Origin of the sequence: Corynebacterium zhongnanshanii (assembly GCF_014490575.1) — a bacterium.
GTDB lineage: Bacteria > Actinomycetota > Actinomycetes > Mycobacteriales > Mycobacteriaceae > Corynebacterium > Corynebacterium zhongnanshanii.
The window spans coordinates 368,842-384,340 of the sequence record NZ_CP061033.1; the positions used below are offsets into that span (position 1 = coordinate 368,842).

The 15,499-nt window shown below is 59.5% G+C and carries 10 protein-coding genes and 1 CRISPR repeat array (1 of these 11 cut by a window edge); of the genes, 3 read left to right on the plus strand and 7 right to left on the minus strand.

Annotated features, from left to right (window positions below):
- A CRISPR array of direct repeats spans positions 1-1,828; the repeat unit is 36 nt; unit sequence GCTGGGGATTCATTCTCATTCCCTGTGATAAGCTTC (it extends 515 nt beyond the left edge of the window).
- A gap of 50 nt (positions 1,829-1,878) precedes the next feature.
- From cas2 to cas9, 3 genes are read right to left on the minus strand one after another with little or no spacing between them, the layout of a single operon-like run.
- A complete protein-coding gene (cas2, locus tag IAU67_RS01555; RefSeq protein ID WP_151842530.1) occupies positions 1,879-2,211 on the minus strand; it encodes a CRISPR-associated endonuclease Cas2 in 333 nt (110 codons plus the stop codon).
- On the minus strand, positions 2,204-3,106 hold the full coding sequence (gene cas1, locus IAU67_RS01560; protein WP_151842529.1) for a type II CRISPR-associated endonuclease Cas1: 903 nt from the start codon (positions 3,104-3,106) through the stop codon (positions 2,204-2,206). Before cas1 ends, cas2 begins: the two co-directional genes overlap by 8 nt.
- A gap of 2 nt (positions 3,107-3,108) precedes the next feature.
- Positions 3,109-6,423: a type II CRISPR RNA-guided endonuclease Cas9 gene (cas9, locus tag IAU67_RS01565; protein WP_151842528.1), complete on the minus strand. Its 3,315-nt coding sequence runs from the start codon at positions 6,421-6,423 to the stop codon at positions 3,109-3,111.
- Between the two features lie 473 nt (positions 6,424-6,896).
- On the opposite strand from cas9, the gene IAU67_RS01570 reads away from it, so the two are divergent.
- Positions 6,897-9,536 (plus strand): ATP-dependent Clp protease ATP-binding subunit, encoded by a 2,640-nt coding sequence (locus IAU67_RS01570; protein WP_151842527.1) that lies wholly within the window; start codon positions 6,897-6,899, stop codon positions 9,534-9,536.
- Between the two features lie 15 nt (positions 9,537-9,551).
- Here IAU67_RS01570 and IAU67_RS01575 read toward each other — a convergent pair whose 3' ends face one another.
- Together IAU67_RS01575 and IAU67_RS01580 are read right to left on the minus strand one after the other, a co-directional pair.
- A complete protein-coding gene (locus IAU67_RS01575) occupies positions 9,552-10,967 on the minus strand; it encodes a lipase family protein (RefSeq protein ID WP_151842526.1) in 1,416 nt (471 codons plus the stop codon).
- A gap of 24 nt (positions 10,968-10,991) precedes the next feature.
- Complete coding sequence (locus tag IAU67_RS01580; RefSeq protein WP_225723533.1) at positions 10,992-11,963, minus strand: HhH-GPD family protein; 972 nt, start codon at positions 11,961-11,963, stop codon at positions 10,992-10,994.
- Positions 11,964-11,994: 31 nt separating this feature from the next.
- Between IAU67_RS01580 and IAU67_RS01585 the strand changes: the two genes are divergently transcribed.
- Positions 11,995-12,645 (plus strand): carbonic anhydrase, encoded by a 651-nt coding sequence (locus IAU67_RS01585; RefSeq protein WP_225723532.1) that lies wholly within the window; start codon positions 11,995-11,997, stop codon positions 12,643-12,645.
- Positions 12,646-12,699: 54 nt separating this feature from the next.
- Positions 12,700-13,389 carry a hypothetical protein gene (locus IAU67_RS01590; protein WP_225723531.1) on the plus strand — a complete coding sequence of 230 codons (690 nt, stop codon included), beginning with the start codon at positions 12,700-12,702 and terminating at the stop codon, positions 13,387-13,389.
- Between the two features lie 6 nt (positions 13,390-13,395).
- Here IAU67_RS01590 and radA read toward each other — a convergent pair whose 3' ends face one another.
- Both radA and IAU67_RS01600 read right to left on the minus strand, forming a co-directional pair.
- Positions 13,396-14,772, minus strand: a complete 1,377-nt coding sequence (gene radA, locus IAU67_RS01595) for a DNA repair protein RadA (protein WP_151842524.1) — start codon at positions 14,770-14,772, stop codon at positions 13,396-13,398.
- Positions 14,773-14,819: 47 nt separating this feature from the next.
- Complete coding sequence (locus IAU67_RS01600; protein WP_151842523.1) at positions 14,820-15,458, minus strand: hypothetical protein; 639 nt, start codon at positions 15,456-15,458, stop codon at positions 14,820-14,822.
- Between the last annotated feature and the right edge of the window lie 41 nt (positions 15,459-15,499).

Consider the following 15,499-nt stretch of genomic DNA (forward strand, 5'->3'; position numbering starts at 1 on the left):
TGGGGATTCATTCTCATTCCCTGTGATAAGCTTCAAGCGCCCAATTATCTACTGCGTTTTTGGCTGGGGATTCATTCTCATTCCCTGTGATAAGCTTCGTAACCAACGCTGCTGCCACGTCGCCACGCTGGGGATTCATTCTCATTCCCTGTGATAAGCTTCCACCCTGGGGTTGTTGCCCATGTCGGTGGCTGGGGATTCATTCTCATTCCCTGTGATAAGCTTCGGCGCACACGGCGCAATCGCCTACGACAGCTGGGGATTCATTCTCATTCCCTGTGATAAGCTTCCAGGCGGATATTGACGCGCGTGCGGAGCGCTGGGGATTCATTCTCATTCCCTGTGATAAGCTTCGCAGCGTCCGCCGCCGACAACTTCACACGCTGGGGATTCATTCTCATTCCCTGTGATAAGCTTCTTGCATTTTCCGGCCAGCTTCGGAGGTTGCTGGGGATTCATTCTCATTCCCTGTGATAAGCTTCGATCGACCTGGGATAAGTTAAAAGCACAGCTGGGGATTCATTCTCATTCCCTGTGATAAGCTTCGTGGACACAATCCGGTCGAACGAGGACCGCTGGGGATTCATTCTCATTCCCTGTGATAAGCTTCATTAACGAGATCCCCGAATACCGGTGGGGCTGGGGATTCATTCTCATTCCCTGTGATAAGCTTCTGTAGCCACAAACACCAGTGGGTCGTCGGCTGGGGATTCATTCTCATTCCCTGTGATAAGCTTCAAAGAACTTCTTGACGTTCTCGTTTATGGCTGGGGATTCATTCTCATTCCCTGTGATAAGCTTCCTCCTTCCAGAGTGGGTCAGCAGCCACAGCTGGGGATTCATTCTCATTCCCTGTGATAAGCTTCGTGAGTCCAGACATATCCAATCCTTTCCGCTGGGGATTCATTCTCATTCCCTGTGATAAGCTTCGAGTCCAACGGTGAGATCAAGGTCATTCGCTGGGGATTCATTCTCATTCCCTGTGATAAGCTTCTTAGGCGAGTCGATCCAAACAGAGTTTTGCTGGGGATTCATTCTCATTCCCTGTGATAAGCTTCTCTAGATTAATTCACAGATCAGTTGATCGCTGGGGATTCATTCTCATTCCCTGTGATAAGCTTCGGCAATTCGCATCACAGCGGTGGACCCGGCTGGGGATTCATTCTCATTCCCTGTGATAAGCTTCGGTCGATGATGACCTGCTCGACCGCAACGCTGGGGATTCATTCTCATTCCCTGTGATAAGCTTCCTGAGGATGCCATAGAGTGGCTGGAACTGCTGGGGATTCATTCTCATTCCCTGTGATAAGCTTCGGAGAATGAGACACGCCGGACCATCGCAAGCTGGGGATTCATTCTCATTCCCTGTGATAAGCTTCTGAATTAATCTAGACCATGCCCAAAAACGCTGGGGATTCATTCTCATTCCCTGTGATAAGCTTCCTACCCCGTGTTGGGTGGTGACGGGTTACGCTGGGGATTCATTCTCATTCCCTGTGATAAGCTTCGTGAAACAATCCTGCAATGTCACATAGTGCTGGGGATTCATTCTCATTCCCTGTGATAAGCTTCCCTGCAATCACCCTCCACGAAAAGGACAGCTGGGGATTCATTCTCATTCCCTGTGATAAGCTTCGAAACCGGCGTCGTGGCCTACGACTCACGCTGGGGATTCATTCTCATTCCCTGTGATAAGCTTCGATGCCATGAGCACATTGTTTTCGATGGGCTGGGGATTCATTCTCATTCCCTGTGATAAGCTTCGAGGAGAAAGAATTGGCACGGATTAGAAGCTGGGGATTCATTCTCATTCCCTGTGATAAGCTTCCTAGGAGAGCAAAAATGCCCTCTGAGGAGGATTTTTGCATGTCCAGGGCATCAAAAAATCTGTAGTTGTTCAGGTGTTTCAGACTCACGCAGCTCCGTACGATTCGAGAATCGGAAGGCCTCGCTCCACTGTTTATCTGTGATGGGGACGAGCCGAACTTCGCCTTGGGCTGGCAGCCTTCCCTTCACGGAGGAAGCTATCTTTGAGAGATTCACCCCCAAAGGGAGGTACTGAACATATACACTGAACTGCACCATGCTGAAGCCAGAATCTAATAGGTAGTTGCGGAACTTCGTGGCTTCCTTTCTCTCTTGCTTCGTAGTGACCGGTAGATCGAACATGACCAAACACCACATGCCGTCCTCCTGCTTGGCTCTAGGCATCGGGAAGAGAACCAATCCATTGAGGAACCATCAGCTTGTCCAGGTCCCCCTCCACGTAGAGGCCGAAACTTTTCGCTAAAGAATTGAGCGAGGTATCAACAGCTGCTCCATCCATAGTGAACTGTTGCTGAGCTACCGACGCTAAAGCTTTCTTCACTGAAGGGTCATCCAGAGTGAACGTATGCCCGAGCGAGTGTACGATAAGATCCACTACCGGCCGGAAAGGCTCGATCAGGTCATCCACTAAATTGAACATGTTTGACCGGCCATGATGGGCAACCCCCAAAGCTGGCCACAGGCCGGCAGAAAATGCTGCACGGATACCGAGGCCGCGCAGAATCGTATAACCATAATTCAGCGCTCCATTGAAAGGGTCGCCGGATTCTTGTTGTCTGGTGAATTCGGAATTAAGTCTCAAATTCCTCCAGTAGTATCGAGCTGCTTGTCCTTCTATGTTGGTAGGGTCTCCCGACCGAACTTGTCGGGACAATTCTTTAAGGTGCTCCGCTGCTGCACTATTGCCGACGTTACTGAGAGCCTTTCCCTGGTTCTGGACCTTTGCCTTAATAAGTTGGCCCCACGCATTCTTTCGCCGAGGCAGCGAGAGATTAGATTGAGCAATCTGCCGAGCGCCCACCCGAGTGTGGGTCGGCCAACCTTGAGCTGCGCTCTGCGGGAGCTTTCTCCAGTCCGTAAACAAGATCGGTATGCCAAGCTCACCGAGTTTGAGCATGATTCCGCCACTGATAGAGCAGTGGAGGCCAGCGAGAACCATCTGTACTTCCGCCAAAGGAATCCCAACAGGTTCACCATCAGTTGGCGTTATCAAAAGCTGACCACGCCTGTAACCAATGCGGCCATCAAGTTCAGAGGCATCAATGACGCGCCAGGACATCGTTAACTGATCTTCACTGACGTCGGAAGTCCATTATGGTCGGTTATGCGGACTCGCCCATGAATATCTCGCCTGATCAATGTTACATTTCCTGCACTAAAGATCTTATTTACTGTAGGTCTCCATCCGGGGTTATCGATAATTTTTTTACTATCGCTTGAAGTCTCCGAGGTAAGGCCTTCGGCTGAGAGTTGGGCAGGCCTTAGTCGCAATTGAATATCGGTGTTAAGTCCTCGGATTCGCCAGTGCTTCGTAGGTCCAAATTCTTTGAGGTATCTGGAAATCTGTCCCGTTGCGAGCTTTTCCGTATCAAAGATGAGCTCGTCTCCCACCACGAACCAGGTCACATACTCTGCCTTTCCCGCACGGAGAGCTGTGCGAAGCTTGGGCTCAGCTTGCCTCATGGACATGGTGTGCGGTGGAAGCTCCACCGAGAAAAGATCCTCGTGCCGGTAGCGAAGCAGATCATTGGTGTACACGCGCATCATCGCGTAAGAATCCTGCTTCGCGCCCTTGATCCGGTACAACCGGGCATGGTGGAAAGACGCACCGAGTTCCACATAGCCGCCATTCAGTGCCAAGGCGGCAGCCTTCACACCGAACAGCTCGATGTGGTCATTAGGGCCAATATGTGTTCCATTGACGGAGATTTCGCGGTCTGGATTCTCAGGCAGCCCCTTCTTCCAGTCGAAATCCGGGAGCCGCGTGAGCGCAGCCCAGAGAGCCGGCGTGGCAGCACGATCGATATCCTCCATCGATAGCTCACTCTTCAGCAGCACCTTCTTTAGTGGCTTGATGGTCTCCTCGTGTGCAAGACCGTTGCCCAACTTAAGCCGGATATTTTCCGTGACGGGGATTCTATCCTCATCAATCGCAGTCTGGAGGAGATCTACTAGTGTGAGCATGCGCTGGGTCCACACCTTGAAAGTACGCTGGTCGGCAATGGTCTTACCTGTGTAGTCGCGCCAATGACCATACGTCGTATCCACCTGACGAGTGGTCCTGTATTCCGAGCGCAGGCTGTCCCGTTCTGCCAATACCTGTGCGACAGTCGCTTGCATCAAAGCGATGACGGCGGCATCCACAGCGTGGTGGCGGCGGTCCAGACGGTTCTTACCTGAACGGCCGCCAATCAGCTTGAGCCTATCTTCAATGCCAGATGCCCTGCGAGCGCCCGCGGTTACAGACCCACGGAACACACGAACCTTCACAGCTTCCTGGTAATGATGCGAAACCCTATGCCGCAGCTCGTTAGCCATCCAGGAGACGGATTCTTTACTGCGTGCATCGATTTCCTCATCTTCGGACACTCGCTTGAGCCGGAAGATCACCTGCTGCTTGAAGTCGTTCATTTGCTTTTGACGCATCCCAGCATCTGTCGGCCAATGACGAACCCGCTCGATTGCAGCTTCCAGAGAGACTTGAGGATTGTTTGACTTCTTCGCCCACACGGCGAACGGCAGCTTTCCTTTCGAACGGTTACAGTTCGCACAGACCGCGAGGAGATTGTAGCGGGAGTTCGTCGAACCTACTCCAGCGCGCGGAACAATATGATCCATCTCTGACGTTTTCATGGTGATGGTGGTGCCACAATATGCACACTGACCGTTTTGGCGCTGGATGGACTGGTAACGCAACACATCGTTGCGGCTGGGGCGGCCGTCCACCCCAAGCTTCTGCATCATGGTCTGAACAATGGCCTGATTATTCTTAGCCCGCGTCTCCTGCTCTCTTTGGATTTCGCGCGCAGCGCTTTCACTCTTGAAGCCATCGCGGAGGCTCTCGATATTGATGGAGAGAGGAGCTCCCCAGCGCTTCTCGGCAAGCAAGAGCCATCGGTTGGTAGCTTTCAGAACGCGATCAACTGCGGGGTTTCCAGTAGGCGCTCCGATAGGTTCCGCCGGGGGAGCCCAGTCGTTCGGAAGATCGAACAGCGACTGGCGTGCAGTGTAAAGATCAGCCACGTTGTTTAACATGTAGTCCCGCAGCTTTTCCAAGGTCTTTACCGAATATGCGGCACGGCCATCAGGGAGCTTCAGGCTTTCCAACTTTTCCAGTGATTTCGGCGGAAGAGACCTTACAAGACTGGATGCAGCAATGGCCTCAGGGCTATCTTCTGACGGAGCTTCAACATTGGACAGCTCCCGAATGAGTGCATCCTTGGAGGGGTTGTTGGCTGTTTCCCAGAACTTTTTGAATTCCTTGATGACTGTAGAGCACATAACTACCTCAACCTGGTTAACAGGGGGATTCGCTGATACGCGTTCGCCGTCATCATTGGACGATGCAGTGCCGCGGAGATCGCCTCGGTCTACGCCAAGCTCCTCCGCTACGTTCGCCCACGTAGGCAAAGGGCTATCTGTCCACGTGTTGAGGAGGGTAAAGACCCTCTGGCGCTCCTCAACGCTGAGTGGCCGAATCTCTCCGAGGCTGGTGCCCACCCGTTCCTGAATACGCACATTCGCGAGAAGCGAAATGATCCTGTACTCCTGGAACGCACGGGTAGCGCGCCACGCGCGGAATTCCTGAGGATCCAACAGATCCTTTCCAACCCGGCCGGCGGCAGAACCCTTTGGACTTTTCGCATAAAAAATCCTCTCAATGAGCTTCTCAAGAAACTCCTCGTCCAGTCCTTGAACCTCGCCGATGAGCAGCATCTCCTTCACGAAGTCCTTTTGCTGCAGCCGTTCGGACAGCAAGCCGCCAGTGCCACGCATCTTCGTGGTTCCGTTGGGAAGTGCCATAACCATTTGGGCCAAAGTTAAAGACTGGCCCGCATGCTTTTGCTCGCCAATGAGTTCACGGAAGGTTTCCTCTACCGCCAGGAATCCATCGGAGTGCTCTCCCGCCTTATTCATCATGCTTTTGACGGTGGTGTAGGGATTACGCCAACCGCGGTGGCGGGCAATGTGCCGTGCAGCATGGGAGAGAGCGAGCTTTAGCTCTTCGGGGTCCTCGATCTTTGCCGTAGCCAGATCAGCGCGGGATTTCCAGCCAATTTTTTCTTCCGAGGTTGTGAGGTCGGGGAGGGGATAGCCATTCTTGGCGAGGAATTCGTCCAGCTCCTTCAGGCGGCGCTTCCTTTGCCGGTAAAGGCGGCGGGTACGGCGAGCAACACCGGAGACCATCAAGCGGGTTTGCGCTGTCTTCTGAGAATCAGGATCCAAGCCGGCATCGTGAATGAGAGACATCGCATTCAGGATCTGCAGAGGGGAGCCCTGCTCATCTACTTCAATAGCTGCAAAGCCGATAGACCTGAGGCCTACGTCGATGCCCACTCGATAGTTTTTTGGCTTGGTGCTCTGGACGGCGTTCACGTATCACTCCTGCGAACAACTGTGTTTTTAAAAGGGAAACATTATGTCGACCCTGACATTACACTGCGGTAGTTACAGTGGGGCGCTAAGACACAAAAAATCGACCACCCGTGGGTGGTCGATGGAGCATTCCAAGATCGCTAACGAGGCGATCCTTACTGAGGATTCATTCTCGAGACTAAGTATAAGGGGTATTTAACGCTTGTGCAAATCGGCCACGTCAACGCCACATCAACACCCCACAAACCATCCCCAACCACCCCGTTCGCTACAGGCGAACACTGCACCAAACTCCACCAAGACAACCCCCTGACCTGCAGAGATGTGCCCCAATCCAGAGCTGGGCGTCGGCACAAAGGGCATAAACGTGGCACTCGAACGTCCAAAGTGCCAACGATGTCTGGCGACGGCGCTACAGTGGGCAGCACGAATACAACCCGCTCTCTGTGGCCAATTTAGAAAAGGGGACGCACATGTTTGAGAGGTTTACCGACCGCGCTCGTCGCGTGATCGTGCTCGCGCAGGAAGAAGCGCGCGCCCTGAATCACAACTACATCGGCACCGAGCACATCCTGCTGGGCCTGATTCAGGAAGGTGAGGGCGTTGCAGCGAAAGCCCTCGAATCCATGGGCATTTCCATGGATGCTGTGCGTACCGAGGTGAAGGAGATCATCGGCTCCGGCGGCAACCCGCCCACCGGCTACATCCCCTTCACCCCGCGCGCGAAGAAGGTCCTGGAACTTGCCCTGCGTGAAGCCCTGCAGCTGGGCCACAAGTACATCGGCACCGAGCACATCCTGCTGGGCCTGATCCGCGAGGGTGAGGGCGTGGCCGCGCAAGTGCTGGTGAAGCTGGGTGCGGACCTGTCCCGCGTGCGTCAGCAGGTCATCCAACTCCTGTCTGGTTACGAGGGCGAGGAGGGTAAGGCCGACGCCAACGGTGGCGAACCCGCCGCCGCGGGTGTGGGTGGAAGCCCGAATATTGGGGATGCTCCGAGCTCGAAGATGGGGCAGAAGTCCAACTCCCTGGTTCTGGATCAGTTCGGCCGGAACCTCACCCAGGCTGCGCGCGAAGGCAAGCTGGACCCCGTGGTGGGCCGCGAGGACCAGATCGAGCGCGTGATGCAGGTCCTGTCCCGCCGCACGAAGAACAACCCAGTCCTGATCGGCGAGCCCGGCGTGGGTAAGACCGCAGTGGTGGAGGGCCTGGCCCTGGCGATTGTGAACGGCAAGGTGCCGGAGACCCTGAAGGACAAGCACCTGTACAGCCTGGACTTGGGTTCCCTGGTGGCGGGGTCCCGTTACCGCGGTGACTTCGAGGAGCGCCTGAAGAAGGTGCTGAAGGAAATCAACCAGCGTGGCGACATCATCCTGTTCATCGACGAGATCCACACCCTGGTGGGTGCGGGTGCCGCCGAGGGAGCGATCGACGCCGCCTCCATCCTGAAGCCAAAGCTGGCCCGTGGCGAGCTTCAGACCATCGGTGCCACCACCCTGGATGAGTACCGCAAGCACATCGAGAAGGACGCAGCGCTGGAGCGCCGTTTCCAGCCGGTGCAGGTGCCGGAGCCTTCGGTGGAGCTCACCATCGAGATCTTGAAGGGCCTGCGCGACCGCTACGAGGCGCACCACCGCGTGTCCATCACGGACGGCGCCCTGGCAGCTGCTGCGAACCTGGCGGACCGCTACATCACGGACCGCTTCCTGCCGGATAAGGCCGTGGACCTGATCGACGAGGCCGGCGCCCGCATGCGCATCAAGCGCATGACCGCCCCACCGGCGATCCAGGAGATCGACGACAAGATCACCGCCGTGCGCCGCAAGAAGGAAGCCGCGATCGATGAGCAGGACTTCGAAAAAGCAGCGTCCCTGCGCGACGACGAGCGTGTCCTGACCGAGCAGCGCGAGGAGAAGGAAAAGTCCTGGCGCGCCGGCGAGCTGGATGACATCGCCGAGGTGGGCGAGGAGCAGATCGCCGAGGTGATGGGCACCTGGACCGGCATCCCGGTCTTCAAGCTCACCGAGGAGGAAACCTCCCGCCTGCTGCGCATGGAGGACGAGCTGCACCAGCGCATCATCGGCCAGGAGGACGCGGTCAAGGCCGTGTCCCGCGCGATCCGGCGCACCCGCGCCGGCCTGAAGGACCCGAAGCGCCCCTCCGGCTCCTTCATCTTCGCCGGCCCCTCCGGTGTGGGTAAGACGGAGCTGTCCAAGGCCCTGGCGGAGTTCCTGTTCGGCGAGGACGATGCCCTGATCCAGATCGACATGGGCGAGTTCCACGACAAGTTCACCGCCTCCCGCCTGTTCGGTGCCCCTCCGGGATACGTCGGCTACGACGAGGGTGGCCAGCTGACCGAGAAGGTCCGCCGCAAGCCATTCTCCGTGGTACTGTTCGACGAGATCGAGAAGGCCCACACGGAGATCTACAACACCCTGCTGCAAGTGCTGGAGGACGGCCGCCTGACCGATGGTCAGGGCCGCATGGTGGACTTCAAGAACACCGTTCTGATCTTCACCTCCAACCTGGGCACCAGGGACATCTCCAAGGCCGTGGGCATGGGCTTCTCCGGCTCTGGCGAGGCGGATGAGGAAACCCAGTACGAGCGGATGAAGGGCAAGGTTCATGATGAGCTGAAGAAGCACTTCCGCCCGGAGTTCTTAAACCGTATCGATGACATCGTGGTGTTCCACCAGCTCACCCGCGAGCAGATCGTGGAGATGGTGGACCTGCTGCTGCGCCGCGTCACCAAGGCGCTGGCGGACAAGGACATGGGCATCGAGCTGTCCGAGCAGGCGAAGAACCTGCTGGCCAAGCGCGGCTTCGATCCAGTGCTGGGTGCGCGCCCCCTGCGCCGCACCATTCAGCGTGAGATTGAGGACCAGCTGTCCGAGAAGATCCTGTTCGGAGAGATCGGCGCTGGCGAGATTGTCACCGTGGATGTGGAGAACTGGGATGGCGAGTCCAAGGGCGAGGACGCGAAGTTCGTCTTCGGGTCCAAGCCCAAGCCACTGCCAGAAGAGATTGAGGTCACCGAGGCCGACCGTGCCCAAGAGGACGTGGTCGAGGCCGCTGAGGTGACCGTCCCAGAGGATAACTGGGACGATCAGCAGTAAATCCTGCAGTAAACCCTACTGCGGGATGTCTGCACAGGAGCTGGTTGGGTAGTCCTGACCTCGGAAGATCTGATCCAACCAGTTCACCGCAGGGGAGATCTGCGGCAGCAGAGGAATAGCGTGGTCCGCCAGCGGAGCCACCTTCGGAATGTTGTACTCCTTGTAGTACACAGGCGTTCCCGCCTCGCACCACGTGCGGGCCAGCGTGCGGCCCTGCGCCACAGGGATCGTGTCATCATTCGTGCCGTGGCCGATGTACACCGGCACATTCGGAGTCTCAGAGCCGATCTGCTGGCGGCGCACGATCTCCGCAATAGGCTCGTCCTTCAGCAGCTCCGCGATCGAGCGGCCGTCCTTCGTCAGCGTGCGGCTGTCGCCGTAGGCGTGGCGAGCCAAGGAATCCCAGATGCACTCGTCGGAGGTCTGCTTCAGCAGGTGCCATCCGCGCTCGTTCAAGTGCTCCTCCAGGTAGGTGCGGATCTCCGGGTCGGACTCCAGGAAGCCGTTGATGGTGTAGCCCATCGCGGCAGCCAGCGCACCATTGTCGATGGCGTTAGCAGTCATCGCCAGGTCGGCCGGCACACCACCGGCGTAGCCACCCTTCAACGGCACCTCCGGCGCGTACTTCGGCGCGAGCTCCAAGGCGGCGGCGGACGCGCCGCCACCCTGGCTGTACCCGTACGTCGCCACAGGGGAGGTCTTCGTGATGCCACCCAGGCCCGTGTTCGCGGCCGCGCGCGCCATGTCCAGGGTGGCCTGCGCCTGCTCCACACGGTTCATGTACGTGTGCTGGATCTTCGGCGTACCCAGGCCGCGCAGGTCCGTCATGGCCACGTTCCAACCCTTGGACAGCGCAGCCACCACGGGCAGGGTCTCGTACTCAAAGCCGGTGCGCATCAGGCGGCTGGGCGCACACTGGTCCGCGGTGCCCTGGGTGCCCGGAGCGATCACCAGGGTGGGGCGCTCGCCCGGCCCGGTCCAGGGGAGCTTGTTGGTCACGATGGTGCCGGTGACGGGGGTGGGGTTGCCCTTGGAGTCCCGGGAGACGTAGGCGATGGTGGTGGTGTTGCCAGCGGACAGGTCCACGCCCGGCAGTCCGAAGGCCAGCACGCCCGGCTGGGTGTCGATGATCTGGCCTGGCTCGCCCTCCACGTCGCGGGAGAGGAAGTTATAGAAACCGTTGGGGTCGTTCGGAATGCTGGATCCGGGCAGATCCTCCAGGCTTCCCAGGGAAGCGGCTCCCCGCAGGGAGGATTCCGCGCTGCCGTGAACCTTCTCGCCGGCATCATAGACAGAGCCGAGGGCAGAATCAGGGGCAGAATCAGACGCAGAACCAGGCGCCGCAGCAGCCATTCCAACGCTGGTCAGGGATGCAGAAACAAAACCAATACTTGCAAGTAGCGATGCTACAACTCTTCGTGAATGTGTCATGTGGAATTAGTTTAGGGTAAGTATTTAGCGCGGGAGGGAAAATGAATTATTTTCTTCTATCGCTAACCCATCGGCCACTAAAGAATCCACCGCGCGCCACAATTGCACCTTCTTCGGCCACACGTCATTGATCGCTTCCCGGTCCACGCCCTCGGGCCCCGCGCTCCGCAACAGCGCCATCACTTTGCCCCGCACCTGCCGGTCCGTGCCCGCGAACTTCTGCACCCGCTGGGTCGCCGCGGCCTGCTCCTCCTCGCTGGGCTCCGGCTTGCCGAGGGCCACCCACCGGCAGTGCTCCCGCACGGGGCACTGGTCGCACGCAGGGTTGGTGGCCGTGCACACCAAAGCTCCCAGCTCCATCAACGCCACGCACATCGTCAGCGCGGCCTCCTTATACGCCGGATCGGAACGCTCCTCATACAACTCCGGCGCCTGCTTCCGCACCGCCGGATCCTCATCCAAATACGGCAGCAGCGCCGCCACATCCGCCAGGTCCCGCGCCTTCGCCGACCCTTGCAAAAACTCGCCCCTGACCAGCCGCTTATACACCCGCCGCACATTCGTATCCACCACGGGCACCGCCTGCTCCAGCGCGAACGCGGCCACCGCCCGGGCAGTGTAGGCCCCCACGCCGGGCAGCGTGAGCAGGTCGCTGACGTGGGTGGGAAGCTGGGCGTCGAAATTATTGACGACGCCCACAGCGCACTCCCGCAAACGCAACGCACGACGAGGGTAGCCCAGGTTCGCCCACATCCGCAGCACGTCCGCCCGCTCAGCCCGCGCCAGATCGGCGGGGGTGGGCCAGCGGTCCATCCAGGCCTCCCACAGCGGCGCCACGCGCGCGACGGGGGTTTGCTGGGACATCACCTCGCTGACCAGCACCGCCCACGGGGTGGTGGACGGCATGCGCCACGGCAGCGGGCGGGCATGCGTGCCGAACCAGGAATTGAGATCGGCGGCAAGGTCACGGTGCTCGGGCGCTTCTGCAGTAGTCACGCGCACCCATGTTAATGGCAGAATGATAATTATGAATACGGCACAGTACGACACCCCTCAGCACGCATGGGCCGCCCTCATGGACGGCAACCAGCGCTTCGTGGACGCGCAGCTGCAGCACCCGAACCTGGACGAGAGCCGCCGCCGCATCCTGACGGAGGAGGGGCAGGCGCCGCACGCGGCGGTGCTGGCGTGCTCGGATTCGCGCGTGCCGGTGGAGATCGTGTTCGACCAGGGGCTGGGGGACATGTTCGTGGTGCGCAACGCAGGGCACTTGAGCGGCTTATCGATCCTGGCGTCCATTGAGTTCGCGGTGGATGCCCTGCAGGTGCCGCTGATCGTGGTGATGGGCCACCAATACTGTGGTGCGATCGCCGCCACGGACCGGGCGCTGACGGAGGGGAAGATCCCGTCGGGGTTCCAGAACCTCCTGGTGGAGAAGGTCGCGATCTCCGTGCTGAAGGCGAAGGCGGACGGGCACACCACCCGCGAGGCCTACGAGCGCTACCACGTGGCCGAGAGCGTGGGCCAGCTGGTGTCCCGCTCCATGGTGGTGCGGGACGCCGTGCGCGACGGCCGGCTGGGCGTGGTGGGCACGCACTACGACCTGAAGACGGGGCGCGTGGAGCCGGTCTTGAGCTACGGCGTGGCGATCGACGGGGTGGACTGCCGCGAGCTCTAGTTCGCGGGTGTTGCTCCCGAACATAGGTGAGCCGCCGCATTAGACTCACCAACTGTGAGCCCCCGTAACCAGAACCCTCCGAAAAGACCACTCCCGCGCGAAATCTACATGCGCCGCCGTATTGCTGCGGGAGTGGTGCTGTTAGTTGTGATCCTGTTGCTGTGGTGGCTGATTAGCTCCCTGAGCGGGGGTGACAAGGATCAGAGTGTGGCCCAGTCCGAGGTCGCGACCTCCCGGTCCATTGACGCCACCAGTCCCGCCGAGCCTCCTCACCAGACGGACAAGAAGTCCAGCGAGCCGTCGAAGACTGAGTCCTCCACTAAGGACGAGAAGGGCGAGAAGCAGAAGGACGTCTGCACCATCGCGGACCTGAAGGTCACCGCAACCCCCGGGGCGCCGACGTTCGGCGCGGATCAGCAGCCGAATTTCTTCGTGAATATCAAAAACCCCACGAAGGGCGATTGCAGCGTTGATTTCGACGCCCACAAACTGATGTTCGAGGTATTCACCCTGGATAATTATCAGCGGGTGTGGGGCGATTTAGATTGTAACGACGCCGAAGTTCGCGGCACCGTAGACATCAAAGCCGGTGAAGAAGTGAATTATGAATTGGGTGCGTGGTCGCGCACCACGTCGGCGCCGGGCCACTGCGATAACCGCACTGCCGTGGGGCCGGGTGGCTTCCTGCTGTACGCGCACGTGGGCGACAACGTCTCGGAGCCGGCGACCTTCAACTTGGCATAAGGCAGGCTAACCCAAGCAGTACGCCACAGCCTGCCCTAGGCTTTTCACCTCCTTGATCTGCATGACCTTCGGCGCATCGTACATGCACCCCTCGGGTACGATCGCGTGGGTGAACCCCAGGCGGGCGGCTTCCGCCAGGCGCTGCGTGAGCTGCGGCACGCGGCGCACCTCGCCTCCCAGCCCCACTTCTCCCAGGGCAATGAGCCCCTGGGGGAGTGGGGCTTTCTTGCTGGTGGAGGCCAGTGCCAGGGCGATGGCCAGGTCCGCGGACGGCTCGGCGATCTTCATCCCACCGACTGTTGCGGCGTAGACCTCCTTGTCCGTGAGCTTCAGCCCACAGCGCTCCGCGAGGACGGCCAGGTTCATGCTCACGCGCCCGGTCTCCATGCCGGTGACGTAGCGCTTCGGGTTTCTAATGTCCGTCTCCACCGCGAGGGTCTGCACTTCACCCACCATCGCGCGGCGCCCGTCCATGGCGACCGTGATGGCGGTACCGGGCACGGACTCCGTGCGGTGGTGGAGGAATAGCCCGCTGGGGTCCGTGACCTCCCGGATGCCGTGCGCGGTCTGCTCGAAGCAGCCCACCTCGTCGGTGGCGCCGAAGCGGTTTTTGATGCCGCGCAGGAAGCGCATGGAGGAGTGCTTGTCGCCCTCGAAGTGCAGCACTACGTCCACGAGGTGCTCCACGGTGCGCGGTCCTGCCACGTTTCCCTCTTTGGTGACGTGGCCAATGGTGATGAGCGGGGTGCCGGAGGTTTTCGCCAGGGTGGTGAGCGTGCTGGCCACGGCCCGCGTTTGGGTCACGCCTCCGGCCACACCTTCCGCGCCGGGCGCGTGCATGGTTTGGAGGGAGTCGATGATGATGAGCTCCGGCTGCAGCGCGTCGATGTGGCCGAGTGCCCGCTCCAGGTCGTTTTCGCTGGCTAGGTACAGCTTCTCTTCTAGCGCGCCGGTGCGTTCGGCGCGGTGGCGCACCTGTCCCACGGATTCTTCCGCAGTGATGATCAGGACCGTGTGGCCGGAGCGGGCCCACCAGGCCGCTACCTCCAGCAGGAGGGTGGATTTGCCCACGCCGGGTTCGCCGGCCAGGAGGATGGCCGAGCCGGGGACGATGCCACCGCCCAGCACGCGGTCTAACTCCGCGATGCCGGTGGGCTTGTGGGTGGCGGTGGTGGGGTCGATCTGTGTGACCGGCTGGGCGGGGCTGGTCGGTACCAAGCTGCGTGACGCCCCACCAGAGGATCCCCCTGAGCTAGTCAGGGTCTGCTTTTCCTCCAGCGTGCCCCATTCGCCACAGGAGGGGCAGCGCCCCATCCATTTGCTGAGTTGGTGCCCACAGCTGGTGCAGTGGAACACCGAACGTGTTTTAGATCCCTTGGCCATGGCCTATACCTTAGACGAAGGGACCTACACTCCACGTCGCCAGGAAATTAGTGGCTGTGAGCAGGGGAGTGCTCGTCGTTGGGCTTCAGGATGCCCTTCGGGGTCTGTGGGTCGGCTGGGGTGCCGCCGTTGTTCTCGGTCAGGCCGTTCTCGCCGCGGTTGAACTCACCGGCAGCTGGGGTGTAGGCCACCACGGAGGCGGGGGTTTCCAGCTCAGCGTGATCGAAGGTGAAGGTGACGGTGGAGTTGCCGCCCACGAACACACCGGATGCGTCGGCCAGCTGGGTGACCACGTAGGTGTTGCAGGACTTGGTGGCGCCCTTCTTCAGTGCGTTGACTTCCTCCTGGTAGGAGGCGATCAGGGAGCAGCCAGCCTCGATGTTCTTGTCGCCGGTCAGGGTGACGGGCTTGCCGTCCACCTTCACGGACTTCAGGGTGTGAACCTGGTGGTTGTTCTCGATGTTTCCGGCGGTGAACTTCACGGCCGCGGTGTTGTCAGGGGCGATCACCACGGAGACGTCGCGGACGGTGGTGTGTCCATCTTCGGCGGACGTTCCGTTGACGGCAGCAACCTGGTTGGCAGTCTGAGAGATCTGGCCAGCACCGCAGGCGGTCAATGCCAGTGCGGAACCTGCAGCTACGAAAGTCAGGGCGCCGCGCACGGCAGTCGACTTCAGGGTCTTCACGATGTGGATCCTCCATCTGAGGCGAAAGTTCATAAACGTCT